This is a genomic window from Lacisediminimonas profundi (assembly GCF_008831265.1).
Lineage (GTDB): Bacteria > Pseudomonadota > Gammaproteobacteria > Burkholderiales > Burkholderiaceae_D > Lacisediminimonas > Lacisediminimonas profundi.
Map to the genome: position 1 here is coordinate 442,674 of NZ_VTTH01000001.1, position 26,046 is coordinate 468,719.

Here is a 26,046-nt window from a genome sequence, read left to right on the forward strand (position 1 = left end):
CCCTTCAAAGAGGAGGGTGGGGATGGGGGAGCGACATTCGTGGCTCCCCCTACACCGCCATCGGCGCAGTCAGCGCCGCATGGTGCTGGTAATCCACCAGCGAAAAGTCGCCCGGCTCGATTTGCTCCAGCCATTCCGGCGCATACACTCCCGTCTCCCGATAATCCGGCACCCGCGCATCAATCTGCAGGCGCGGCAAGGGGAGGGGATCGCGCGTCAGTTGCTCGTTCAGCATGTCGAGATGATTCTCGTAGATGTGCGCGTCACCAATGAAATAGCTGAACCAGCGCGGCGTGTAGCCGGTCAGGCGGCCGACCAGGTGCAGCAGTGCCGCCGCTTCGGCCAGATTGAAGGGCGCGCCCAGGCCGATGTCGTTGCTGCGAATGTAGAGGCAGAGCGAGATTTCGCGGGTGGTGGCGTTGGGCAGGAACTGGTAGAGCAGATGGCAGGCCGGCAGCGCGATCTCGTCCAGCACCGCGCAGTTCCAGCCATGGAACAGGATGCGCCGGCTGGACGGGTTCTTCATGATCGTGTCCAGGCACTCGCGCAACTGGTCGATCGATTTGTACAGCAGGACCTTCTGCTCGCCATTGTCCACCACCGGCCCAATCACCCGGTAACCGCGATTTTCAGCATCGACAATGCGTGCTGATTGCGTCTGCGGAATCAGTTTGTAGCCTGGCCATTGCCGCCATTGCACGCCGTACACCGGCCCGAGGTCGTCCAGGCCCTCGCGGTATGGGTTGGCCAGCCAGTCGGGATTCTCGTTCGCGTTCTGGTCCCACACCTTGCAGCCCAGCGCGCGGAAGTCGGCCGCGCTGCGCGACGCGCGCAGGAAGCCGGCCAGTTCGCCGACCACTGACTTGAAGGCCAGCCGCTTGGTGGTGACGGCCGGAAAACCGGCTTGCAGGTCGAAGCGCATGGCCGCGCCCGGCATGCTGATGGTGCGGATGCCGGTGCGGTTGTCTTGCCAGCTGCCGGTATCCAGGATGGTGCGGACGAGGTCGAGGTATTGGCGCATGAGTAATTCCTGAAGTAGCGCGTATTGTAGCGTTTGATGCAAGCGCCGGTCGCGCCTTGGCAGGCTGCTAGGCGTGCGTGCCGAACTGCAGGCTGGCGAGATTTGCGTACAGGCCGCCGCGCGCGACCAGTTCGGCATGGGTTCCGGTTTCCACGATGCGCCCGTCGTCCATCACGACGATACGGTCGGCGCGCTGCACCGTTGCCAGCCGGTGGGCGATGACCAGGGTGGTGCGTCCGACCATTGCCGCTTCCAGCGCAGCCTGTACCAGCCGCTCCGATTCCGCGTCGAGCGCGCTGGTTGCTTCGTCGAGCAGCAGCAGCGGCGGATTTTTCAGCAGCGCGCGGGCAATTGCAATGCGCTGCCGCTGGCCGCCGGACAGCCGCACCCCGCGCTCGCCCAGGAAGGATTGATAGCCCTCCGGCAGGCGCTCAATGAATTCATGCGCGGCCGCCATTTTTGCGGCCTCTATCACCTCGGCGTCGCTGGCGCCGGCGCGGCCATAGCGGATGTTTTCCATTGCGCTGGCAGCAAACACCACGGTGTCTTGCGGCACCACGCCGATGGCTGAGCGCAGGTCATGCAGCGCCAGGCTGCGGATGTCGGTGCCGTTGAGCAGGATCCGGCCCTGCTGCGGGTCGTAGAAACGCAGCAGCAACTGGAACAGCGTGGTCTTGCCGGCACCGGAAGGTCCGACGATCGCGATTGTTTCGCCGGCGGCGATCTCCAGCGAAAGCGCCGACAGTGACGCTTGCAAGGGCCGCGAGGGGTAGTGGAAGCTGAGTTGCTCCAGCGCCAGCGACGAGCCGCGCTCGGTGGCGCTGGGCAGCGCCGCGGGTTGTGACGGCGATGTGATGGCCGACTGCGCATGCAGCAATTCGAGCAGGCGTTCGGTGGCGCCGGCCGCGCGCTGCGCCTCGCCCACCACCTCGGACAGTGCGCCGATTGCCCCGGCCACGATGGTGGCGTAGAGGATGAACTGGCCGAGTTCGCCGGCTGTCATCGTTCCTTGCAATACCGCATGGGCACCCAGCCACAGCACGAACACGATGGCGCCAAATACCAGCAGGATCGCGATCACGGTCAGCATGGAGCGCGCGCGGATGCGTTCGATCGCCGTGGTGAAAGCCTGCTCCACCGCACGCGAGAAACGTTGCGACTCGGCCCGTTCCCTGGTGAAGGCCTGGACGGTCGGCATCGCATTCAGCATTTCACCGGCCAGCGCCGACGCATCCGCAATCCGGTCCTGCGAATCGCGCGACAGCTTGCGCACCCGGCGGCCGAACATCACGATAGGCAGCACTACCGCCAGCAGCAGCACCAGGATGATGGACGACAGCTTCACGCTGGTGATGAACAGCATCACCATGCCGCCGGCAAACAACAGCGCATTGCGTAGCGCCATCGAAATGCTGGTGCCGACCACTGCCTGTATCAGCGTCGTGTCCGCGGTCAGGCGCGACAGCACTTCGCCGGTCTGCGTGGTTTCGAAATACACCGGGCTTTGGGTGATTACATGCCCGTACACCGCACTGCGGATATCGGCCGTGACCCGTTCGCCTAGCCACGACACCATGTAAAACCGTGCAGCGGTGGCGATTGCCAGCAGCGCAGCCAGGCCGAACAGCGCGATGAAATACAGGTCGATATGCCCGGCGTTGCGGCGCGCGGCATCGCCGAAGCCCAGGTCGATCATCTGCCGGAACGCGACCGGGATGCTCAATGTGGCTGCGGCTGCGAGCAGCAGCGCGATGCCGGCCAGCACGAACTGGCGTCGGTAGGGCCGCAGGAAAGGCAACAGCCCGGCAAGCGTGCCCAGTGCGGCCTTCGGGCGGCTGCCGCCAGTGCCGCCAGCTCCGCCAGCGTCCATGGCGGCTATATTGTTCGCAGTGGCCGTAGTGGCCGTAGTGGCCGTAGTGGCCGTAGTGCCCGTAGTGCCCGTAGTGCCCGTAGTGCCCCTTGTTCCGCTTGCCCCGCCTGTCCCGCCTGTCCCGCTTGTCATAGCTTCATCGCCTTTTCATAACCAGTCAGTTCCAGATAGCCGTGGCCAGCCGGCTTGCCATTCTTTTCGATTGTTACAGCGCCTTCCCAGTACACCGAGCCGGTCGACGCGCGCGAATCCAGTTCCTGGTCGTCCTGCAGCGGGTTCAGCCGCCATTCGGTGTCGCCGGTACGGAAAACTGCGGAAACGGGATAGCTTGCGCCGGTGCGCGGCGAGCGCCAGTTGCGCAGCGGCGTAAAGCTGACTTGCCCCGGATCGAAACGGGTCACCCGGCCCGCAGCGTCGCGCAGCACGGCATGCGCCCAGATTTGCTCGCCGTCTTTGGGACCGTTTTTCCCGGCACCTTTGGGACGGTTTTTTCCACCATTCTTGTCACCGCTTTTGCCCTCATTCTTGCCACGGATGCGAAACATCATCAGTGCGCTGCCGTCGTCGAGGTTGGCGCCGACCCAGTCCCAGCCGGCAGCGCGCTCGTCCAGCACCGTGCTCGACCATTCGTGGTCAAGCCAGGCATCGCCGCTGACGCTCACCGCCTGTCCGGCGCGGGTAAGCGTGCCCGTTACGCGTAGTTGCGGCTTGCTGTAGTAGTAGCTGGCCTGGGCCGTCTGCGGACCCTTCCGGGAGTATCCCTGTTCCCCCTGCAGCATCACGCTTTGCGTCGGCGCGAGCTTGAGCGCAAAGCTGAATTCCCGACCCTTGATCAGGGCCTGATACTGCCCGTCGTCCTGCCGCACGAAGCTCCAGTCATCCACGCGCACATCCGTATTGCCGGTCCTGGCGTAGGCCAGCCCCCAGCCTTCGCGGCCGCTTTTCTGGTCATGCAGCAGCTTGCCGGTGCGCGGATCGGAGATCGCGGCATGGGCGATGATCAACTGTTTCGGCGCGAATTTGCTGGGATTCTCCGGCGCGTGTTCGGTGCGGGAGCGGAAAAAGGTGACCTGGAAACCGATCGGTGTGCCATCCGGCAACTTGAGCCAGCCGGTGGCGTACCACCACTCGGTGCGGAAATCCGGGTGGGCGCCGAAATCCGCCGGGAACTGCAGCGGCTTGCCCGGTGTTACCGCCGCAAATTCGACCGGCGCGGCAAGGGCGCCGGCCAGGGGGCCGGGAAGGCCGGGCCACAAATTCAGCCCAAGCACCAGTACCGCTGCCAATGCCTTCGAGGTGTTCATCCTGATTGTGTTCATGCTGCCCATTTTGCGCTTACCAGTCTTCCCGCACCGCGCGCACTGCACTGCCGGCCACTGCCAGCCGCCCTGACGCCAGTGCCGTGACTGCGGCGCTGGCGAGCAGCACCGCGGTCACGGCGCCCAGCAAGCCCCACGGCATGTGCAACTGCATGGTCCAGTGGAAAGATTGCGGATTGACGATGAAAATCAGGATCAGGCTGATGCACCAGCCGAGAACGAAGCCGACCGTCACGCCGATTGCGGTCAGCAGCAGGCCCTCCGCCGCCAGCAGATGCAATATCTGCCGGCGGGTGAAACCGATGTGCCGCAGCATGCCGAACTCACGGGCGCGTGCCAGGGCCTGGGCGCTGAAGGTGGCGGCGATGCCGAACAGGCCGATCATGATCGCGACCGCTTCCAGCAGATAGGTTACGGCAAAGCTGCGGTCGAAAATCCGCAGGCTGATGGCGCGGATTTCTGCCGGCGCTGTCAACTCCAGCGTGGCGCCGAAAGGCAGCGCGCGCAGGCCGGCCTGGACTGCCTCCATCTTTGCGTCGCGTAGCAGCCAGAGTGCGGCGTCGTTGACTTGCTGTTCGCCCGTAATGCGCTGGTAATCCGGCAGCCGCATCTGGATGGCGCCGGTTTGCCGCGCGTAGTCGCGCCATATTCCTGCCACCACGAATTTTTCATTGCCCTGGCCCAGCGGCAGGGTCACGCTCTGCCCGACTTGATATCCGTACAGGTCGACCATCGCCTCCGACGCCCAGATCGGCACGGCGCCTGGCGCCAACCCGTCCAGCTGCTTGCCGGTCAGCGGCAGTGACTTGCCCGGGTCGGCATCGTCGATCAGGCGCGCGATCACAGCCACCGAAGGGCGCGCAGGATCGAGCACCAGCTGCGTCACCCGCTGGAATCCGGCCTGCGCGATGCCCGGCACGCCGGCTATCAGCTTTTGCTGCTGTGGGCCGAGCAGGGCGCTTTCGCCGCCGGAAGAGCGCACGTACAGGTCGGCCGCCAGCAGATGGCGCAGCCAGTCGTCCACCGATACCCGGAAGCTGGAGACCATGATTGCCATCGCCACCATCAGCGAGAAGCTCGACAGCACGCCGCCCAAGGCAATCGACGCCTGGTTGGGCGCGTTCGCCAAGCGGTTCAGCGCCAGCATGGGTACTGCGCGCCGAGGCCACGCGGCAAGGCGGGCAAACACGGCCGCCGCCATCCTCGGCATCAATGCGATCGCGCCGATCAGCAGCAGCGCCACCGCCAGGTAGCCGTAAATCGGCAAGTCGGCGACCGGTGGCATTTGCGTCAGCAGCGCGCCGGCCAGCAGGCAAGCCAGGCCGGGCCAGGGGGTGGCAAGGCGGGCCAGCGCACTGTCCTCGCTGCCGGCCTTGAGCGCCGGCGCCAGCCGGGCGCGCGCCGCTTCCCATGCCGGCGCCGCGCTGCCGAGCAGGGCAACCCCGGTGCCGGCGCAGAAAAACACCAGTGCCGCGGCGATGCTGAATACTGGCTGCGGACGCACGCCCGGAAAATAGCCGCCGCCAAGATCGCCGCCGAAAAAATGCAGGGCCGCTGCCGCCATGGCGTATCCGGCGGCCAGCCCGAGCAGCGAACCGGCGACGCCGAGCAACGCGCCTTCCAGCAGCACTTGCCGGATCAGCTGGCGGCGCGTCCAGCCCATCACCCGCAGCAGGGCGAAGTTGCTGCGACGGCGGATGACCGACAGCGCCTGCGTCGAGAACACCAGGAAAGCGCCGGTGAACAAGGCCACCAGCGCCAGCACGTTCAGGTTGACGCGGTAGGCGCGCGACATGCGGGCAGTGCGGTCCTCCTGGTCTTTGGCCTCGGTTACCAGCAGCGTGTTGCCCGGCTCGTTCCCCAGTTTGTTCCCCAGCTCGCGCTGGAGCCGGGCGCGAAACTGTTCGCGATCCACACCTGGTTCCAGCCTGAGATCGATGCGCGACAACTGGCCGAGCCGTCCCAGCCGCCATTGCGCGGCGCCGAGGTCCATCACCGCCAGCCGCTGGCCGGCGCGCGCACGGGTCAGCGTGCCGGCTATGCGCAGCGTCACGGTTTCGCTTCCCACCCGCAGCGCCAGCGAATCGCCGGTGCCGCGCTGCAGCCATTCCAGCGCAGCGGGAGAAAGGAAGACGGTGTCATCCATCAAGCCGTCGAAAGGCCGGTCCGCGGCCGGCACGCCGATCAGGTCCGGCGCAATGGCGGCACTGCGAAAGATGTCGGTGGCGACGATCTTCAGCGTGCCCTTGGCATCTGCCAGCGCGGCATCCACTTCCAGCACCGGGCTGGCCTGGCCGATGCCGGCCATGCGAGCCAGGCGCGGGTAGGCCTGCTCATCGAAAAATGGCTGCGCCCCGCGCACCTGCAAATCGGCCGTGCCGGACACGGTCTTGATGGCCGCGCTGAATTCATTGAATGCGGCAGCATTGATCAGGTGGATCGCAAATCCAAGCGCCACGCCCAGCGCGATGGCGGCGAGCGCCACCAGCGAGCGCACCGGATGGGCGCGCAGTTCGCCCAGCAGCAGCCAGCGGGTGAGCAATGATGCCTTCATGCCTTCATGCCGGGGTTTGCTGGTGCAGCCCGTCGCGGCGCAATACCAGCACGCGGTCGGCCGTGCTGGCCGCAGCCGGGGAATGGGTGACGATGATGGCCGAGGCGCCGCTGGCGCGAATTTCGTCGCGCAGCAGCGAAAGTATGTCGTGCGCGGTATCGGGATCGAGGTTGCCGGTCGGTTCGTCGGCCAGCAGCAGGCGCGGCCGGTGCACCAGCCCGCGGGCGATCGCCACGCGCTGCAGCTCGCCACCGGACAAGGAGCGCGGAAAATCATGTTCCCTTCCAGCCAGGCCCACTGCCGCCAGCATCTCTGCCGCGCGCCCGGTCGGCAATCCATTGAGCACCAGCGGCAAGGCGACGTTTTGCTGGAGCGTCAGATGGGGCAGGATATGGAAGGCCTGGAAAATGAATCCCAGCTTCTGCCGTCGCAGCAGCGTGGCACTGTCGTCGTCGCTTGCCGCCAGGTCGACACCGTCCACCAGCAGCTGGCCGGCATCCGGTGCGTCGAGGCCTGCGATCAGGTTCAGCAGCGTCGACTTGCCCACGCCCGATTCGCCCATGATCGCCACGTATTCGCCGGGCATCAGCTTGAAATCGAGATGCGCCAGAACGGTTCGCTGGCCGTATTGCTTGCGCAGGCCTGTGCATTGCAGGGCGGGCAGTGTGGGCGTCATGGCCGGATTGGGCGGCGGGGAAGCTTGCATGGAGTAAGCGGGGTGCCGTGTGAGGGCGCGGGGGATGGAGTAAACTTCGCCAGTTTAGTGGAAGTCCGGCTTCGCTTCCCGCCGTTTGACTTCCTTGCCTTCCTCCGCCCCCAAATAAAGAGATGAATATGGATCGTCGTTCCTTCCTGAAAACAGGCGCCGCGCTGTCGGCCGCATCGATAGTTCCATTTGCGCGCGCACAGGAGCTGGGATGGCGCACTTTCGAAGTGAGCACGCGGGTTGAGCTGGTCGGCACCGGCCCGGCACGCGTATGGTTGCCGGTTCCCTCGGTAAATGCCGGCTACCAGAAAGTGATTTCCAACCGTTTCGAGGCAGGCAGCGGCCGTGCCAGCATCGTCAAGGATGCGCGTTACGGCGCCGGCATCCTGGTGGCCGAGTTCGGCAAATCCGACACGCCGGTCGTCGAACTGGTCTCGCGCTTCAGCACCCGCGACCGCGCCGTGACGCCCGGCAAGCCAACCGGCGAGAAGCTCGGCAAGGCGGAACGCAGCCTGTACCTGTCCGCCACCGAATTGTTGCCGCTGGACGGCATCGTCAAGCAAACGGCGATGGATATCACCAAGGGCCAGAAGAATGACCTCGACCGCGCACACGCGATCTACGAGTGGATCGTCGACAACACCTACCGCGACGCCAAGGTGCGCGGCTGCGGCGTTGGCGATATCAAATTCATGCTGGAGAACCGCAGCCTGGGAGGCAAGTGCGCTGACCTGAATGCGCTGTTCGTCGGTCTTGCCCGCGCAGCCGGCATCCCGGCACGGGACGTGTATGGCGTGCGCGTGGCCGATTCGAAGCTGGGCTACAAATCGCTTGGCAAGTCGGGCGACATCACCCGCGCCCAGCATTGCCGCGCCGAGTTTTACCTGGAGGGAACGGGCTGGGTGCCGGTTGATCCGGCCGACGTGCGCAAGGTGGTGCTGGAAGAAAATGGCGGCCTGCCACTGGGCGATGCCAAGGTCGAAGCTGCGCGCAAGCGCCTGTTCGGCTCGTGGGAAATGAACTGGCTGGCATACAACTACGCGCATGACCTGAAATTGCCGGGCGCGGTCAAAGGCCCGGTGGGCTTCCTGATGTATCCCAACGCCGAAGCCTTGGAGCAGGGCAATCTGATGCGCCTCGACAGCCTCGATCCGGACCACTTCATCTACAAGATGAGCGCGCGCGAGATCCTTGCGTAAGCGCAGCACAAAGTTCATGACGGGTGATTGGATGAAGGCTTTACTGGCGCGCGCGATGCTGGCGGCATTTGCTTGCAGCATGGCATTGCCGGCGCTGGCAGGCTCCGAATGGAAGGCCTATTCGACCCCAGGTGGTCAGGCGCCGTTGCCACTCTCGCTGAACGATCTTGCCGGTCGCACGGTCAATCTGGATTCCTTGCGGGGTCAGGTCGTCCTGTTGAATTTCTGGGCGACCTGGTGCGAGCCGTGCAGGGAAGAAATGCCGTCCATGAACCGCCTGCAGAAAAAGCTCGCAGCGCGTGGATTCAAGGTCATTGGCGTCAACCTCGGCGAGGGCAGGCAGCGCATCGAACAGTTCCTGCGCACCACGCCGGTCGATTTTGCCATCCTGCGCGATGACGACTCCGCGGTTTCGAAGGCATGGCGGGTCAGGGTGCTGCCAGCCAGCTTCCTGATCGACCGCAACGGCAAGCTGCGCTATCAGCTGGTCGGTGAAGCCGAGTGGGACGATGCGGCGATGCAGGCCCCGATACTGGAACTACTTAAATAATCATGCCTATGGCCCGATTCATCCAGATAGCAGTACAGGACCAAGCTGCAATACGGGATGAGCTGGCCGCCGGCCTGTCCGCGCAGTCCGCCGTCATCGCGCCCAAGCATTTCTACGACTTGCTCGGATCGAAGCTGTTCGACGCGATCTGCGAACTTCCCGAGTATTACCCGACCCGCACCGAGGCCGGAATCTTCAAGGGCTGGCGCGACGAAATCGCCGAAGCGGCTGGAAGCGGCCGCGTGCTGGTTGACCTTGGCGCTGGCAATTGCGAGAAAGCGGCATCCTTGTTCGGCGTTCTGCAGCCTTCGTGCTATGTGCCGGTCGATATTTCCACAAGTTTCCTGAAGCAGGCGGTAGGGCGCCTGCAATTGCAGTTCCCGTCGACCGCGATGCTCGGCGTCGGCATCGATTTTTCATCCACGCTGGAGCTGCCGGCGGAGGTGCCTCCAGGGCCACGTCTGTTCTTCTATCCCGGTTCGTCGATCGGCAATTTCACGCCGCAGGAGGCAGTGGCTTTCCTGTCTCGCGTGCGGCGGGCCTGTTCCGGCAATGGCAGCCTGCTGATCGGTGTCGACCTGCTGAAGGAGAGCACGGTTTTGCGGGCTGCGTACGACGATGCACTCGGCGTGACCGCCTGTTTCAACCTGAACGTGCTCAACAACGTGAACCGCTTGCTCGACGCCGATTTTCACGTGAATGACTGGCAGCATCGCGCGCTGTTCAATGAAGGGCAGGGCCGGATCGAGATGCATCTGGAAGCGAAGGACAATCTGATCGTGCGCTGGAATGGCGGTTTGCGCCGTTTCGATCGCGGCGAACGGATTCACACCGAGAACAGCTACAAATACAGCCGCGAGGCGTTCGTGGCCTTGCTGCACGAGGCTGGATTTTCCAGCGTGCAGTGCTGGACCGACCCGCGCGAATGGTTCATGGTGTGCCACGCGCGCGCCGGCTGAACGGCGAAGCGTCACCTGCGGCAGGCTGAAATCAAGGCCGAAATTCAATGCGGACGATCACACATGGCTGAAAGCGATCACCCAATCCACACGCCGGACCAGTTGCTTGCGCGGTACCAGGCCGTGCGCGGCCACAGCGTCGCGCTTGCCGCAGGCTTGTCCGAGGAGGACTGCTGTGCGCAATCGATGCCGGACGCCAGTCCCGTCAAGTGGCACCTGGCGCATGTGACCTGGTTTTTCGAGATTTTCATTCTCGAAGAACTCGAACAGGATTTCAGGCCCTTTCATCCCGCCTTTCGCATGTTGTTCAACTCCTATTACAACGGCGTCGGCGACCGCCATGCGCGCGCCCAGCGCGGCTTGCTGACGCGTCCGGCATTGCGCGAAGTGCTGGCTTATCGCGACAACGTCGACCGGCGGATGGCAGGATTGATCGGGGGCGTGCAAGCGGGCCGGGCGGCCCGGCTTGCGGCGCTGGTCGAGCTGGGCCTGCATCACGAACAGCAGCATCAGGAATTGCTGCTCACCGACGTCAAGCACCTGTTCTCGATGAGTCCCTTGTATCCTGCCCTGTATTCAGCCGCTCCTTCAGCCGGTCCTCCAGCCTTCGATCCAGCCAGCGACGAGCGCAAGCCGCTGCCGCCAGCCAGCTCGCAGCCGGGGTGGCTGTGCTTCGAAGGTGGGGTGTCGCAAATGGGCCATGACGGCCGGGGCTTCGGCTTCGACAATGAAGGGCCGCGCCATCGTGTATTCGTCGAGCCTTTCATGCTGGCACGTGGGCTGGTGAGCAATGCCAGGTATCTGGAATTCATCGCGGCCGGCGGCTACGACGACCCCCGGCATTGGCTATCCGAGGGCTGGGAATGGCGCTGCTCGCTCGGTGTGCATGCGCCGTTCTACTGGCGCCGTGACGAGGCGGGCGGATGGAATGAATTCACGCTGCGTGGACTGCAGCTACTGGAACCGGACGCGCCGGTAAATCACCTCTCGTATTACGAAGCCGATGCTTGCGCGCGGTGGTGCGGCGCACGCTTGCCGACGGAAGCCGAGTGGGAGCATGCGGCCGCGCTGCATGAACCGTCGTTCCAGGACCTGTACGGCAGCCGCTGGCAGTGGACCAGCAGCAGCTATGCGCCTTACCCCGGCTATCGGCCGGCCGGGGGCGCAATCGGCGAGTACAACGGCAAGTTCATGGTGAACCAGTATGTCCTGCGGGGCTCGTCCTGCGCGACGCCGCCGGGACATGCGCGCAGGAGCTACCGCAATTTTTTTCCGGCGGGCGCGCGCTGGCAATTCACCGGATTGAGGCTGGCGCAATCGACGCGGCAATCGACGCCGCAAGTGCGTTAAGCACGAACGGACGCCGCCATTGAAGTACGCCGGCACCGGATGCCTCCAATTCCCGAATCCGATCGGGTATGATCCCACGTTGGTAATCATTCACTTTTCGGATCCTTCATGAGCAAGAAATCGCCGCCACCTGCTTCCAACGTGGTCGCTTTGCGAAAGCCGCAAGCGCCAGTTGCAAAGAGAACCGCCAAAGCACCCTTGTCCCCGGTGCCCGAGGCGCCGAAGGAGGTGATGGCGGCAGCAGAGGCGCCAGCGGCGGCAGCGAAGAAGGCAGCTGTCAAGAAGAGCGTGGCAGCGCGTTCCCTGCCTCCGGCCGCAACGGCGGCGGCCAACGATGCGGCATCCCCTGCACCGGCAGCGAAGGCTGCACCCAAGGCTGCTGCAAAGTCCGCAGTGAAGCCCGCACAGAAGCCCGCAAAGCCGGCAGCGAAGCCAGCAGTTGAGACAGTCATTGCGCCAGCCGGTAAGCCGGCAGGGAAAGCCATCGCGAAACCCGCGGCAAAGCCTGCGGCGAAGAAGTCTGCCACCGGCGTTACGGCCGGTCCAGGCCCGGTCGCCACGGCGGCAGCAAAGCCCGCAGCAAAGGCTGTCGCGAAGCCTGCGCGCAAGCCAGCCTCAGGCAAGGCAGCGTCCTTGCCTCCGGCCACCGAAATACCGCCATCCGCTACGCCGCCCAAGGCGGGCAGCAAGCTGGAAAAAAACCTCGCCGCCCGGCCAGCAAATTCCCTGCAATCGCCGATCCGGATTTTCCAGATCTACTTCGAAGCCTGGCAGAAGGAGTTGCTGGATCCGGCATTCGCCGCGCTGAACAATTCCGGCGTCAAGTCCGAGGCGATGGAGTTCGACGTCTTCGAGCGGCTGGCGCGCTCGGAGCACGTAAAGGGCGCCACCTTGTGGGGCGCGCTCTCCTGGCGATTCTCCGAAAAGACCGGCATGAGCGGCGCCGACCTGATCAAGGCGGTGCAGGCAAATCCGGGCATGGATGTCTACTACTGCAATCCCTATCCTCACAACGAGGCGCTGTACCACAACATGTGGACCCAGGGTGAAACCACCCATCCGCGTTTCCTGGCATTGTCGCGGGCCCTGTTCCAGGCGGTGGGACTGCCGGAAGACGAGCTGAGCAGCATCTCCACCTCCAACTCCTGTTCGGCTGCGAATTATTTCATCGCGTCGCCGGCGTTCTGGAGCAAGTACCTGACCTTCGTGCGCAAGGTGCTGACGCTGGCAGAAAGGAAGCTGTCGCCCGAGGCGCGCAGCCTGCTGCATTCGACCATGGCCGACGACCGCGGCCTGCATCGCGGTGCAACTTATTTGCCGTTCATCGTGGAACGGCTGTTCCCGGTGTTCATGAAGACGGAAGGGAAAGGGCTGAAGGGCTTCAAGATCGCGCTGCCCGAGCGCGAGCGCGAAATGAACGTCCACCTGAAGCTGCTGCGCGAAATGAAGGATGTCGCCCACCGCACCAAATCGCCTTGGCTGGCCGCTTGCTGGGTCAACTACCGCAATCTCTACCTGTCGCAGATGAACGGCAAGGCCTGGTGCCAGAAGTACCTGCGCGCGATCACGCCTACCGACATCAAGTTCGGCTGATGCGCATCGAGTTCGTCTCCTCCCATGCCTTGCGCACCGGGCGCTGGGAGACGGACGGCGTGCTGGTGGTGATGCCGTTCACCAAGCCGGCGGAGGCGCGTCGCACGGCGCAACTGATGTCGAAACGCGCTGGCACCGAGGGCTTGCTGCTGGGCGTATATGACGAGGGCATGGACCAGCGCCTGCCGGCGCAGCGCAAGAAAGGCGGCACGACTGGGGCGGACAAGGACGGCGGTGACGGCGAGGACAGCGGTAGCGACCGGGCCGGCTTCGTGGCCTTGGTCAACGCCGCGTTTCGCAACAGTTCCAGCCCATGGTTCTGCTATGTGGCGCAGGATGCCTTTCCCGGCCGTCAATGGCTGTCGATCGCATTGGCCGCGCTGGAAAAAAAGGGTGGCGTGCTGGCGTCGTTCAACGACGGCAAATGGCACGGCCATCTGGCCGCATTCGGCCTGGCACGGCGCGACTGGGCCACGAAACTCTACGGCGGCGATTTCTTTTTTCCCGGATATGGCCGGCATTACGCTGACGTCGAATTGACCGTGCTGGCGCTGCAGGAGCAGGGCCTGGTTTATGCGCCCGAGAGCGTGCTGGTCGAGGTCGACTGGGAAAAGGACGGCAAGGCGGTCAGTAGCGAGGATAAGGCGCTCTATCTGAAACGTGCCAAGGAAAGATTCGACGGCCGGGTGAATCAGCCCGCGTTGCTGGAACGATTCCGGTAAAACAAACTGCATTGATTCATCCAGCCAAGTAGCCGCCTGCTCTGCGCTGACTCGCCCTGCATTCAAACTTGATTCCCGTACTTGCTCCGTGTTTAAATCATCGGGGCGGTATTCGGCCGTTTGTATATTGATACTTATTCAGCTTCCCATCAGTATTAATGCTTATACTCTCCGCCATCCAATCCTGATACAAGGTAAGCCGTGCACGATATCAGCGATCGTATCGATATATATCAAATATCCAATGCTGGGATGTTGTAATTTCCTTTTAGAAACACACTGGAGAAAAACCAATGAAAAGCTACAACGAACTTCAAGCCGAGATCAAGAAACTCCAGGCCGAGGCGGAGCAAGTGCGCCAGTCGGAGATTCAAAGCGCCATCGATGAAATCAAAGAAAAGATGAGCCAGTACGGCATTACGATGGACGACCTTTCGCCATCAAGGAAAGCGCGCAAGCCTGGCGCTACCGGGACCGTCAAGCCGAAATATCGCAATCCGGAGAGCGGCGACACATGGACTGGCCGTGGCAAGCCACCGCGCTGGATTGCAGGGAAAGACAAGGAACAGTATCTGATCAAGTGAGGCCAGGTGGCTCCCACCTGAAGGCTGGTCATTAGCCGTATCGCAATGGTGGGGTCAGGTCTTGCTTTTACTGCACAACTGTTCGGTACATATCAAGACCTGACCCCATATGCGGACCCCATATGCGCATATGCGATTGATGAGCAATGGCCGTGGTTTGGTGGTTTTGCGGCTTTTGGCTTACGGGTGGTTTGGCTGGGTTTGATGGTTGTCGTTGTGAAGCCGGGAGACACCCCGGCGGGTGTGTTCCTTTCTTTTAAAAAAAGAAAGGAACCAAAGAAAAAACGTCAAAACCCACTTGGCCAACGCCCGCTTCGATAGGCAACCAGACTCGGATGTCTGGGCCGAACCATTGCGACGTTCGAGAGGAAGGTCCTGCCGCACGTTCGCTTCTGACCGGGATCAGCCAACCCGCTTCAATGCCGCCGACCGCACACCACCGCTCGTTGACTCCCAATTGTTTTCGAAGCCGCTAATTGGCGCTTGAGGTTCGATTGTCAGCGGGAGTGGCATTTTCAGGGGATTTTTTGCGATTCTCTGGCGTTCTCTGCCATCCCTGAACAGATCCCCTCCATCGCCAATTTGAAGCTTCGAAAACCATTAAGAGTCAACGGTGCGCTGGGCATCGGTATAAGACACTTCATGGGGTTGGCTGATTAGGTAAGCGGCCCACAGCCGAGGGATCATCTCTCGCGAACGTCGCACTGGATTAGCCCAAACATCCGAGTCTGGTTGCCTATCGAGGCGGGCGTTGGCCAAGTGGGTTTTGACGTTTTTTCTTTGGTTCCTTTCTTTTTCTAAAAGAAAGGAACACACCCGCCGGGGTGTCTCCCGGCTTCACAACCACAGCCATCAAACCCAGCCACACCACCCGTAAGCCACAGACCACCAAACCACCAAACCACTCCATCACCACCGCCATCCCGATCCCGGATTCCCCTCCCGGGTTTAAACGGGCGCCCGCATCGAATACCCTTCCTGCAATCGCTGCAGCCGGGCAGCAATCGTGCTGCCGATCCGCCCCCGCAGCCAGCGACTCTCGCACGGGAAAACAATTTTTCTAGCACATTTGTGCGACAAGTCTTACACTCGCCAACATGCTCTGCCGTGGTGCGGGTCAGGACCTGCCAGCCATAGCCAGGGACAAGAAAGGATTGCAGCACAAAAGCGAAAAATCCAATAGAGGAGACACCATGCGACACCGAGCACCCCGCTTCGTCACCATGGCGGCGGCCTTCCTGGCCGTCACCAGTATCCCTGTATCCACCCTGGCACAGGATGCTTACCCGTCCAAGCCGATCAAGATCATTGCATCCGCCCCTCCCGGCGGCGCCTACGACTTCGTTGCGCGTGCCTTGGCGGAAGGCTTGCGGGTTTCGACCGGCCAGCCGGGCGTGGTCGAAAACAAGCCGGGTGCCGGCGGCATGATCGGTACCGAGGCGGCGGCCAGGTCGGCTCCCGACGGCTACACGCTGATGGTCGGCTCTACCGGCCCGTTCTCGGTGACGCCCAGCCTCTACGCAAAGTTGCGCTATGACCCGGTCAAGGATTTCGTGCCGATCGCGCGTATCGTCCGCATCCCGAGCTACCTGGTGGTCCATCCGAGCGTGCCGGCCAAGACCGTGCAGGAACTGATACAGCTCGCCAGGTCGCAGCCGGGCAAGCTGACCTACGCGTCGTCGGGCAACGGGCTGTCGCAGCACACGAACGTGGAGCTGTTCAAGTTCATGACCAATACCGACATCCTGACCGTGACCTACAAGGGCAGCGGTCCGGCCAACATCGACCTGCTGAGTGGCCAGGTGAACATGATGATAGAGCTCGGCCCGCAAGCCTTGCCCTTCGTGAAAGCCGGCCGCTTGCGGGTGCTGGGGGTGTCGACCGCAACCCGTTCCGCGGCCATGCCCGACGTGCCTACGATTGCCGAAAGCGGCGTTCCTGGCTTTGACGCCTTTACCTGGTTTGCCCTGTACGCACCGGCCGGCACTCCGGCGCCGATCGTGCAGAAGCTGCACGGCGAAGTGGTGAAAATTTTCTCCAACCCGGAGGTCGTCAACCGCCTGGCCGGTTTCGGCGCCGAAGTGGCGGTCACCACGCCGGATGAACTGGCAGCCTTCCAGGCAGCGGAAACGAAGAAATGGTCCGAGGTGATCAAGCGGGCCGGGATCAAGCCGGAATAGGTTGCGGGCAGGCAGGAGCGCCGCATCCTGCAAGGGGAGATGGGGAGCATGCACCCCATCCCCGCCCCCTCATCCACGAGGCGATTTTCCGATTTTTCCCAGCCACCGGTTAGAATACCCCTTCAGCAAACTCATGAACTGCGGGGAAACCAGGCAGTTCACCCTTGTGGACATATTGATCATCATTGGCTTGATACTCCTGAACGGGGTATTTGCCATGTCCGAACTTGCCATTGTCTCGTCGCGAAGAATCCGCCTGGAAAGACTCTCCGAGAACGGCAGCCGCGGCGCCCTGGCTGCCTTGCAGTTGGCCGAAAGCCCCAGTCATTTCCTCTCCACGGTGCAGGTTGGCATCACGCTGATCGGCATTTTCAACGGTGCATTCGGCGAAGCCTCGCTGGTGGCGCAACTGACGCCGCAGCTGGCAGGCGTGCCTTTCATCGGTCCGTACTCCCGTGAGATTTCCCTCGGCGTTGTGGTGCTGGGCATCACCTTCGCTTCCATCATCTTCGGCGAACTCGTCCCGAAGCGGATCGCGCTGCTGTACCCCGAGACGGTGGCGATGGTGGTCTCCGGTCCGATGCAATGGTTGTCGCGCATCATGGCGCCGTTCGTCAAGGTCCTGTCGGTCACCACCGAATTCGTCATGCGTGTCCTCGGCCTGCACAAGGCCAGGGACAACCAGGTCACCGAGGAAGAAATCGCCGGCATGCTGCGCGAGGGCACGAATGCCGGGCTTTTCGAAAAGACCGAACACGACATGGTCACCCGCGCATTGCGGCTGGATGACCTGCGCCTGGGCGCGCTGATGACGCCGCGCGCGGACGTCGAATTCATCGACCTCGACGAGCCGCTTGCCGATGTCCTTGCGAAGATTGCCGAGAGTCCCTACAACCGCTTTCCGGTCTATCGCGGCGACATGTCCAACCTGATCGGCATCGTGCATGCGGGCGACTTGTTCGAGCAGGCGATCCGCAACAATTCCCTTTCCGCCATCGACATCGCAGCCGTGACGCGGCCGCCGATGTACGTGCCGGAGTCGCTGTCCGGCATGGACTTGCTGGAAACGCTGAAGAAGCACCGCAGCGAACTGGCGCTGGTGGTCGACGAGTACGGCGATATCGAGGGCATGGTTACCTTGTCCGACGTCATGAGCGCTCTGGTCGGCGATGTTTCGGTTGTGGACGAGGGGCAGGAAGCGGATGCGGTGAAGCGCGAAGACGGTTCCTGGCTGATCGATGGCGGCGTCTCGCTCGACCGCTTCCGCGACCTGCTCGAGACCGAAGTCCGCTTTCCTGACGAGTCGTCCGGGGCCTATCACACGCTGGCCGGATTCGTGCTGACGCAACTGCGCCGCATCCCGAACGTTTCCGAGCATTTCGAGTGGGACGATTACCGCTTCGAAGTGGTGGACATGGACCGCAACCGGATCGACCGGCTGCTCGTAACCCGGATCGCCAAGCCGGACGAACCGGTGCCCGAAGACGGCTGATCCAGCGGGGTGGGGCAGGCGCGGCTGGCCCGGCTTTTGCGCCGCCGCTCCATCGCCTGCCTGCACTTTCCTCCAGCATCCAGCACCCATATCAATGATCATTGTCACCCATTCCGGAAAATTCCACGCTGACGACGTCTGGGGCGTCGCCGTGCTGGACCTTTTGTTTCCTTTCAGCGAACTGGTGCGTACCCGCGACCAGGCTTTGATTGAGGGCGCTGATTTTGCGGTCGACGTCGGCGGCGAGTGGGACCCCCAGGCGGGCCGCTTCGATCATCATCAGAAGGGCTTTCGCGGTGCGCGGCCTTCCGGCGTCGTGTATGCCAGCGCCGGACTGGTCTGGAAGCAGCACGGGCCGGCGTGCGTGGCTTGCGTTGCAGCGGGAATGCCCGGCTTTGTCGTTGCGCCGGAGCAGGCGCGGCAGATTGCCGAAGCGATCGATGGCGACCTGGTGCAATACCTCGACATGTCCGACACCGGCGCCGCCAGGAATGCGCCGGGCGGCTACGGTTTGTCGGCGGTGATCTCCGGTTTCAACACCAGCTGGATCGACGAGCAGCAGGCCGGCAACGGCGCTGCGGTCGAGGCCTTGCGCATGGGGCGCTTCCGGATCGCGCTGGAATTCATGAAGGAAATAATCGTCAACGCGGTGAAATATCGCATTGGCGGCCTGATGGCGGTGCAGCGGGTGCGGCGGGCAACGGTGCTGGAGCAGGGCCGGCTGCTGTACCTGGACAATGCTTCGCTGCCGTGGGCGTCGGTGGTGCGCAATGAAATGCCGGCGGTCCTGTTCGTGATCAGTTACAACAGCATCGAGCAGCGGCACATGCTGCATACGGTTCCCGCCAATCCCGACACCTTCGAGGCGCGCCGCGACCTGCCGGCAGCGTGGGCCGGCTTGCGCGACGCCGAGTTGGCAGCCGTGACCGGCGTGCCGGATGCGCAGTTCTGCCATAACGGGCGCTTCATCGCGGCGGCCAAGTCGTATGAAGGGGCCTTGCAGATGGCGCGCCTGGCGCTGGCTTAGGGGATAGACCGCGCTTCAATCCCCCGCCTTCAATTCCTCCTTCAATCCCGCCTTCAATCCCTGTACGACGGATCGAGCCGGTCCAGCTTCCGCTTCAGCGCCGGCCATTCCATCAAGCCGTACGGCCGCCGCGTAGTCGGCTGGTAATTGTTCCAGGTCTCCTCCAGCACAGCCTGCGGCACCTTTTGCAGCGGCGAATTGCAGGCCATCGCGGCCAGTTGGGCGCGGCTGGCAAGTTCGAGCCGATGCATCCAGTTGAATGCCTCGCCTGTGCTTTTTCCCACGGTCAGCACACCGTGGTTACGCAGGATCAGTGCCTCCGATTGCCCCAGGTCCGCGATCAGTGACGCCTTCTCCTGCGGATCCAGCGCCACGCCCTGATAGTCGTGGTATCCGGCTTTCAGGAAGCGCATCGCGGTTTGCGTGATCGGCAGCAGCCCGCATTCGAGCGAGGACAGGGCCATCGTCGCCCAGGTGTGGCAATGGATCACGCAGGCCACTTCCGGCCGGGCTTCATGGACCGCGCTGTGGATCACTGCAGCAGTCTTGTTGATACCGTAGTTCATTTCGCCGAAATCTGGTTGCGTCAGGATGTTGCCGTCGAAATCCACCTTGATCAGGCTGGAAGCGGTGATTTCCTCGTACATCATCCCGTAGGCATTGATCAGGTACACGCCTTCTTCGCCGGGCACGCGCGCCGAGATATGGTTGGCCATCATGTCCGACATGCCGTACAGGTCGACCAGCCGGTAGCACGCGGCCAGGTCCACCCGCGCCTGCCACTCCGCATCCGTGCATTTCCCCTTCATTGAAGGGATGGTCAAGCGGCCGTCACCAGTCATTTTCCTCTCCTGGATATGCATTTCCTGCGGCCCCGGCCTGGCCAAGGGCTAGCCGCCGTCCCGGGCGCTTCGGGCGCAGGATGGTTTGTCTGGCGCGGGACGGCCCCGCCACGATACTGTTTTCGCCGATTCGAAGCCAGCATCAGGCGATTCATCGCGGTCAGCGAATAATCCAGCAAAACTAATTATTTGTTTTCGATAAACGAGGCTCTTAACATGGCCGCATGACAGGAAAAGCCCTGCGAGCCCGGGTCGGGACAATAACCAACTGAAGGAAGCTATGACAACGACGATGAAGGTAGTCGCCATACAGCAGCACGGCGGCGTCGAGAACATGAAACTCGATCAATGGCCAATGCCGGTGCCGGAACCGCACCAGGCGCTCGTCGAAATCAAGGCCTGCGGCCTGAACTACATGGACGTGTTCGTGCTGCACGGGATGCCGGACCTGCCGACCAAGATGCCGCGTATTCCGGGCGGCGATGTCGCCGGCATCGTGCGTGAAGTGGGCGCGGGGGTGTCGCAGGACTGGGTTGGCAAGAAGGTCGTGCTGTTCCCGCGCTTTCCCGAAGGCGGCGTGCTGGGCGAGAACGGCAACGGCGGCCTGTGCCAGTTCATCGCGGTGGACCAGCGCCAGCTTATCGAAATGCCGGACGGCGTCAGCTTCGAGGATGCGGCTGCGCTGCCGATCGCCTATGGCACCTCGCACCGCATGCTGTTCACGCGCGGCCGCCTGCAGAAAGGCGAGAAGGTGCTGATCCTGGGCGCCAGCGGCGGCGTGGGCGTGTCGTGCCTGCAGTTTGCCAAGATGGCGGGGGCCGAAGTGTATGCCTGCACCAGCAGCGAAGACAAGGCGCGCCGGCTGAAGGAGTTGGGCGCGGACCATGTCATCAACTACGCAGACAATCCGGATTTTTCCAAGGCGGTTTGGGCCGCCACCGGCAAGAAGGGCGTCGATGTCGCGATCAACTTCACCGGCGGCGATACCTGGATCCCGACCCAGCGCTGCATGGCGACCAATGGCCGCATCCTGACCTGCGGCTCGACCGCGGGCCATATGTGCGAGATCGATATCCGTTTCGTCTGGTTCCGCGAGATGGATATCATCGGCTCGCGTGCCTATGTGCCGGACGACATCAAGGCTTGCCTGGACTTCGTCGCCAGCAAGCAGCTTTCACCGGTGATCGACAAAGTGCTGCCGCTGGAGCAGGCCGCCGAGGGCGTGCGCATGCTGGAAGAGCGCCGTGTATTCGGCAAAGTGATCATCAAGATCTGAGCGCCATGACCAATACCTCACCCAGCACGGCGCCGGCGCCGGTTACACACTACAAGAACCTCGGTTGCATCGGGCTCGACTATCGCAACGATGCGCGGCCGGCCATCATCGACCTGTCCGGCGAGACGCCGCGCGAGGTCAGCTACAAGGAATATCACGACGCCTGCGATGCGGTTGCGCGCGGATTGCTCAAGCGCGGTTTCCAGCCGGGCGAGCGCATCGGCGTGCTGTCGGGCAATCGCGCCGAATTCCTGGAAGTGTTTTACGGCGCCATGCGCGCCGGCGTGGTGCCGGTTCTGATCAACATCCTGCAGCCAAAGGACACGATCGACTGGGTGATCCGCAATTCCGGCGTGAAGCTGGTGTTCACGGAGGCCGGCTTGCGGGCGCTGTGTCCGGATGACGTGCCGGCGATCGAATTCGACGATGCCAGTGCACAGGGCTACAAGGCGTTTCAGGATCCGGGCGAATTCACCGCGCGCGTGCCGGAATACGACGACGTTGCCTTCCACGCTTACACCTCCGGCTCGACCGGCCGGCCGAAGGGCGCGATGCTGTCGCACCGGGCCCACACCTGGGTGGCCGAGACGATTTCCGGCGACCGCGACTTCTGCCCGGACGATCGCATGATCGTCGCCGCGCCGCTGTACCACAAGCACGGCATGAACTCGATCAAGTGCGTGCTGGTCGGCGGCTCGACGGTGGTGCTGATGCGCAAGTTCGACGCCCGCAAGTACGTCGAGAACATCACCCGCTATCGCCTGACCGTGGTCTCCGGCGTGCCGACCATTTTCGCCATGATGATGCAGCAGCGCGACCTGCTGGCCGGTCACGACTATTCCTTCGTGCGCCTGGCGACGATGGGCGGCGCCCCCGCTTCCGATGTGCTGATCGATGCAGTTGCCGGACTGTTTCCCAACGCCGAAATCGTGCAGATCTTCGGCATCACCGAAGTCAGCGCCGCGCTGTTCGGTCCGCATCCGGAGCGCAAGCTGCGGCCGCGCCACTCGATCGGCTGGCCGGTTGCGGGCAACGAGTTCCGGCTGGTCGGCGGCAGCGATGACAATTTTGGCACGCTGCATGTGCGCGGGCCAGGCATGATGAACGGCTACGTCAACAATCCGGAAGAGACCGCCAAGCGGATCCAGGATGGCTGGTACAACACCGGCGACATACTGCGCCGCGACGAAGATGGCTGGTGGTATTTCATCGGCCGCTCGGACGACATGTTCGTCTCCAGCGGGCACAACATCTATCCGCTGGAGGTCGAGCTGATGCTCGAGCGCCACGACGATATCGAGCAGGCAGTGGTGGTGCCGGTGCCGGACGAGATCAAGCACCGGATCCCGGTCGCGTTCATTGTCAGGCGCCGCGGATCGAGCCTGAGCGAAGAAGACGTGAAGCAGCATTCGCTGAAAAATGCGCCGCCCTACCAGTATCCGCGCCAAGTGCATTTCGTCGATTCGCTGCCGACCAACACGGTCGGCAAGATCGACCGCCGCACGCTGGAGGCGCGCGCGCAGCAATTGCGCGAAGGCGTGAAAGCGGTCGATGCGTGATCGCATGATCGCCCGGCCGCAGGCAGCCACCAATATGCAGGCAGCCACCAATATGCAGGCCGCCACCATGACAACACTGGAGCAGAAATGACACTCGACGACGTACAGGAGCTGATCAACCGCGGTCCCTACCTGAGCTGGCTTGGCCTCAAGGTGCTCGACCTTGGCGATGATTCGATAGAAGTGAAAGCCACCTGGCGGCCCGAGTGGGTCGCCAATCCGAAACTGATGCAGACCCATGGCGGCATCCTTGCCGCGCTGATCGATTTCGCAGCCGACTTTGCGCTGGTGAAGAACATCGGACGGCCGGTCCCGACCATCGACATGCGGGTCGACTATCACCGCCTGGCCAAGCCGGGCGATTTGATCGTCAAGGGCAAAGTGATAAAGTTCGGCAAGCAGTTTTCAGTTTGCGAAGCCCAGATCTACGACGAAGCGGGAGCCCTGATTGCCAGCGGACGCGGCAGTTACATCACCGCGCCAGCGCCGGAAGCACAGAAAAAGCCGGAATGACAAGGCGTCGCGACCGGCGCGCTCATTGAATCGGCAATCATCAAACAGGAGTACCCGCTTGAAGCCTGATGTACTGGTAATTGGCGGCGGCAATGCCGCCCTTTGTGCTGCGCTGATGGCGCGCGAGGCGGGCGCGACCGTCATGCTGCTGGAAGCATCGCCGCGTGAATGGCGCGGCGGGAATTCGACCCACACCCGCAACATCCGCTGCATGCACGACGCGCCGCAGGACGTGCTGGTCGATGCCTATCCCGAAGAGGAGTACTGGCAGGACCTGCTGAAAGTGACCGGCGGCCAGACCAATGAAAAGCTGGCGCGCATGGCAATCCGGGCATCGTCCACCTGCCGCGACTGGATGCGCAAGCACGGCGTGCGCTTCCAGCCCTCGCTGTCGGGAACGCTGCACGTGGCGCGCACCAATGCCTTCTTCATGGGGGGCGGCAAGGCATTGATCAACGCCTATTACCGCAGCGCCGAAGCGCTTGGCGTGCAGATCCGCTACGACGCGGCGGTCGACGCGCTTGAACTGGACAATGGCCGCTTCGTTGCAGCCTTCATCGGGAACGAGCGGATCGAAGCGAAGACCTGCGTGCTGGCCTGCGGCGGCTTTGAATCCAACCTCGAATGGCAGCGCGAGGCCTGGGGCGAGGTCAACGGCGAATGGCCGGCCGACAATTTCCTGATCCGCGGCACCCGCTACAACATGGGCGTGCTGCTCAAGTTCATGATGGGCACCAACGCCGACATCATCGGCGACCCGACGCAGAGTCATTGCGTAGCGATCGATGCGCGCGCGCCGCTGTATGACGGCGGCATCTGCACCCGCGTCGACTGCGTGTCGCTCGGCATCATGGTCAACCGCAACGCGGTGCGCTTCTATGACGAAGGCGAAGATTTCTGGCCCAAGCGCTATGCGATCTGGGGTCGGCTGGTGGCCCAGCAGCCGGGGCAGATCGGCTATTCCATCATCGACAGTCGCGCGATCGGGCGTTTCATGCCGCCAGTATTTCCCGGCGTGACGGCATCGACCCTGCCCGAACTGGCGCGCAAGCTCGGACTGGATGAGCAAGTGTTCATGCGCACCGTGCAGGAATTCAATGACGCCTGCCGGGTCGGCACTTTCGACCATGCGGTGATGGACGACTGTCATACCGAAGGACTGACGCCGGCCAAGACGCACTGGGCGCTGCCGCTGGAGAAGGCGCCGTTTTATGCCTATGCGCTGCGGCCCGGCATAACCTTTACCTATCTTGGCCTGAAAATCGACGAGCGCTCGCGCGTGCATTTCGGCGGCGCACCTAGCGACAACCTGTTTGTCGCCGGCGAAATGATGGCCGGTAATGTGCTTGGCAAGGGATACACCGCTGGCGTCGGCATGGCGATCGGCACCGCATTCGGCCGGATTGCCGGCACCGAAGCGGCGCGTGCGGCCGGGGCTGCTGGTGCTGCCGGCGCTGCCCGCGGAAATACAAAACATGCGGGAGCAGAACGTGCAGCAGCTTGAAGCCTTGCTTGAGGACGCCCGTGGCAATGCGCGGTTGATCGACATGTCCGCCACCGCGGCCGAAGACGAGGTCAGCCGCCAGCTGACCATCTGCAACGCCTGCCGCTATTGCGAGGGTTTTTGCGCGGTATTCCCGGCCATGACGCGCCGTCTTGAGTTCGCCAAGGCCGACATCCATTACCTGGCCAACCTCTGCCACAACTGCGGCGCCTGCCTGCATGCCTGCCAATACGCGCCGCCGCATGAGTTCGCGGTCAATATTCCTCAGTCGATGGCGAAGGTGAGGGTCCAGACCTATGCCGAATATGCCTGGCCGGCCTCGCTGGGCGCGCTGTACAAGCGCAACGGGATCACGGTCGCACTGGCGCTGGCCGGCGGCCTGGCGCTGTTCCTGGTACTGGCGGTGTTGATCTCGGGCTCGCTGGTGCATGCGCCGCTGGCTGGTAATTTCTATGCGATCTTCCCGCACAACACGCTGGTGCTGATGTTTGGCGCGGTATTCGGCTTTGCGGTGCTGGCGCTGGCGATCGGCGTGCGCAGTTTCTGGCGCAACGTGACCGAGCCGCAGTTCCTCGACAATGCGTCGGGCGCGGCGGTAGGCGAGGCGGCCCATGATGCGCTGCGGCTGAAGTACCTGGATGGCGGTCATGGCGAAGGATGCAACGAGGAGAGCGACCGTTTCACACTGGCGCGGCGACGCTTCCACCATGCGACCTTCTATGGCTTCATGCTGTGTTTCGCGTCCACTGGCGTGGCCACGCTGTATCACTACCTGCTGGGCTGGCCTGCGCCGTACCCGGTAACGAGCTTGCCGGTGGTGCTGGGTACGCTGGGCGGCATCGGTTTGCTGGTGGGTCCGGCCGGTCTGTTGTGGCTCAACCTGCGCCGGCATCCCCTGCATGGCGATGTGCAGCAGCGGCCCATGGATCGTGGGTTCATCCTGCTGTTGTTGCTGGTCAGTGCGACCGGGCTGGCATTGCTGGTACTGCGGGATACGCGGGCGATGGCGCTGTTGCTGGCGATCCACCTGGGGACCGTGATGGCCTTGTTCCTGACGCTGCCATACGGAAAGTTCGCGCATGGGGTTTATCGGAGCGCAGCCTTGCTGAAGTGGGCAATCGAGAAGCGGATGCCAAGCAAGTTGAAGCTTGGGGACGATTGATCGCCGGCTCTGCTCTGTTGCCGGTCGCTCAATGTTCCGGTCGGCAATCGATGGGCGATCCTGT

General features: G+C 63.1%; 21 protein-coding genes. 15 read left to right on the plus strand and 6 right to left on the minus strand.

Translation table 11 applies throughout. From position 1 onward, the window contains the following. Positions 1-49: 49 nt before the first annotated feature. The 5 genes from FVE66_RS02000 to FVE66_RS02020 form a co-directional block, all read right to left on the minus strand. Positions 50-1,021, minus strand: a complete 972-nt coding sequence (locus FVE66_RS02000; RefSeq protein ID WP_151445707.1) for a thymidylate synthase — start codon at positions 1,019-1,021, stop codon at positions 50-52. A gap of 67 nt (positions 1,022-1,088) precedes the next feature. Then, entirely contained in the window at positions 1,089-2,891 is a 1,803-nt protein-coding gene (locus FVE66_RS02005; RefSeq protein WP_151445708.1) for an ABC transporter transmembrane domain-containing protein, read from the minus strand. A 128-nt stretch (positions 2,892-3,019) separates the two neighbouring features. Then, on the minus strand, positions 3,020-4,210 hold the full coding sequence (locus FVE66_RS02010; RefSeq protein ID WP_241672969.1) for a lipocalin-like domain-containing protein: 1,191 nt from the start codon (positions 4,208-4,210) through the stop codon (positions 3,020-3,022). A 16-nt stretch (positions 4,211-4,226) separates the two neighbouring features. Continuing rightward, entirely contained in the window at positions 4,227-6,764 is a 2,538-nt protein-coding gene (locus FVE66_RS02015; RefSeq protein ID WP_151445709.1) for an FtsX-like permease family protein, read from the minus strand. 4 nt (positions 6,765-6,768) lie between these two features. After that, entirely contained in the window at positions 6,769-7,470 is a 702-nt protein-coding gene (locus FVE66_RS02020) for an ABC transporter ATP-binding protein (protein ID WP_241672970.1), read from the minus strand. Between the two features lie 122 nt (positions 7,471-7,592). On the opposite strand from FVE66_RS02020, the gene FVE66_RS02025 reads away from it, so the two are divergent. The 10 genes from FVE66_RS02025 (at position 7,593) to FVE66_RS02070 (ending at position 19,126) form a co-directional block, all read left to right on the plus strand. Continuing rightward, a complete protein-coding gene (locus tag FVE66_RS02025) occupies positions 7,593-8,669 on the plus strand; it encodes a transglutaminase-like domain-containing protein (protein ID WP_277753148.1) in 1,077 nt (358 codons plus the stop codon). A gap of 16 nt (positions 8,670-8,685) precedes the next feature. After that, positions 8,686-9,219 carry a TlpA disulfide reductase family protein gene (locus FVE66_RS02030; RefSeq protein ID WP_151445711.1) on the plus strand — a complete coding sequence of 178 codons (534 nt, stop codon included), beginning with the start codon at positions 8,686-8,688 and terminating at the stop codon, positions 9,217-9,219. A 2-nt stretch (positions 9,220-9,221) separates the two neighbouring features. Continuing rightward, on the plus strand, positions 9,222-10,178 hold the full coding sequence (egtD, locus tag FVE66_RS02035; RefSeq protein WP_338325370.1) for an L-histidine N(alpha)-methyltransferase: 957 nt from the start codon (positions 9,222-9,224) through the stop codon (positions 10,176-10,178). Positions 10,179-10,241: 63 nt separating this feature from the next. After that, complete coding sequence (egtB, locus tag FVE66_RS02040; RefSeq protein ID WP_151445712.1) at positions 10,242-11,528, plus strand: ergothioneine biosynthesis protein EgtB; 1,287 nt, start codon at positions 10,242-10,244, stop codon at positions 11,526-11,528. Positions 11,529-11,636: 108 nt separating this feature from the next. Next, on the plus strand, positions 11,637-13,121 hold the full coding sequence (locus FVE66_RS20580) for a hypothetical protein (RefSeq protein ID WP_151445713.1): 1,485 nt from the start codon (positions 11,637-11,639) through the stop codon (positions 13,119-13,121). Further along, positions 13,121-13,843, plus strand: coding sequence for a glycosyltransferase family 2 protein (locus FVE66_RS02050; RefSeq protein WP_151445714.1), 723 nt, complete (start codon positions 13,121-13,123; stop codon positions 13,841-13,843). Before FVE66_RS20580 ends, FVE66_RS02050 begins: the two co-directional genes overlap by 1 nt. Before the next feature lie 293 nt (positions 13,844-14,136). Then, a complete protein-coding gene (locus tag FVE66_RS02055; protein ID WP_151445715.1) occupies positions 14,137-14,427 on the plus strand; it encodes an H-NS histone family protein in 291 nt (96 codons plus the stop codon). A 1,193-nt stretch (positions 14,428-15,620) separates the two neighbouring features. Further along, on the plus strand, positions 15,621-16,607 hold the full coding sequence (locus tag FVE66_RS02060; protein ID WP_151445716.1) for a Bug family tripartite tricarboxylate transporter substrate binding protein: 987 nt from the start codon (positions 15,621-15,623) through the stop codon (positions 16,605-16,607). A gap of 133 nt (positions 16,608-16,740) precedes the next feature. After that, entirely contained in the window at positions 16,741-18,099 is a 1,359-nt protein-coding gene (locus tag FVE66_RS02065) for a hemolysin family protein (RefSeq protein ID WP_151445717.1), read from the plus strand. 94 nt (positions 18,100-18,193) lie between these two features. Then, positions 18,194-19,126: an MYG1 family protein gene (locus FVE66_RS02070; protein WP_151445718.1), complete on the plus strand. Its 933-nt coding sequence runs from the start codon at positions 18,194-18,196 to the stop codon at positions 19,124-19,126. Positions 19,127-19,179: 53 nt separating this feature from the next. On the opposite strand, the gene FVE66_RS02075 is transcribed toward FVE66_RS02070, so the two are convergent. After that, on the minus strand, positions 19,180-19,968 hold the full coding sequence (locus FVE66_RS02075) for a class II aldolase/adducin family protein (protein WP_151445719.1): 789 nt from the start codon (positions 19,966-19,968) through the stop codon (positions 19,180-19,182). 280 nt (positions 19,969-20,248) lie between these two features. Here FVE66_RS02075 and FVE66_RS02080 point away from each other — a divergent pair, with 280 nt between their 5' ends. The 5 genes from FVE66_RS02080 (at position 20,249) to tcuB (ending at position 25,982) form a co-directional block, all read left to right on the plus strand. Next, entirely contained in the window at positions 20,249-21,244 is a 996-nt protein-coding gene (locus FVE66_RS02080) for a quinone oxidoreductase family protein (protein WP_241672971.1), read from the plus strand. Positions 21,245-21,249: 5 nt separating this feature from the next. After that, on the plus strand, positions 21,250-22,803 hold the full coding sequence (locus tag FVE66_RS02085; RefSeq protein WP_151445720.1) for a class I adenylate-forming enzyme family protein: 1,554 nt from the start codon (positions 21,250-21,252) through the stop codon (positions 22,801-22,803). Between the two features lie 87 nt (positions 22,804-22,890). Continuing rightward, on the plus strand, positions 22,891-23,316 hold the full coding sequence (locus FVE66_RS02090; protein ID WP_151445721.1) for a PaaI family thioesterase: 426 nt from the start codon (positions 22,891-22,893) through the stop codon (positions 23,314-23,316). A gap of 115 nt (positions 23,317-23,431) precedes the next feature. Beyond that, positions 23,432-24,820 carry an FAD-dependent tricarballylate dehydrogenase TcuA gene (gene tcuA, locus FVE66_RS02095; RefSeq protein ID WP_241673033.1) on the plus strand — a complete coding sequence of 463 codons (1,389 nt, stop codon included), beginning with the start codon at positions 23,432-23,434 and terminating at the stop codon, positions 24,818-24,820. Beyond that, entirely contained in the window at positions 24,807-25,982 is a 1,176-nt protein-coding gene (tcuB, locus tag FVE66_RS02100) for a tricarballylate utilization 4Fe-4S protein TcuB (RefSeq protein WP_421829126.1), read from the plus strand. The genes tcuA and tcuB overlap by 14 nt, the downstream gene beginning before the upstream one ends. Positions 25,983-26,046: the final 64 nt, after the last annotated feature.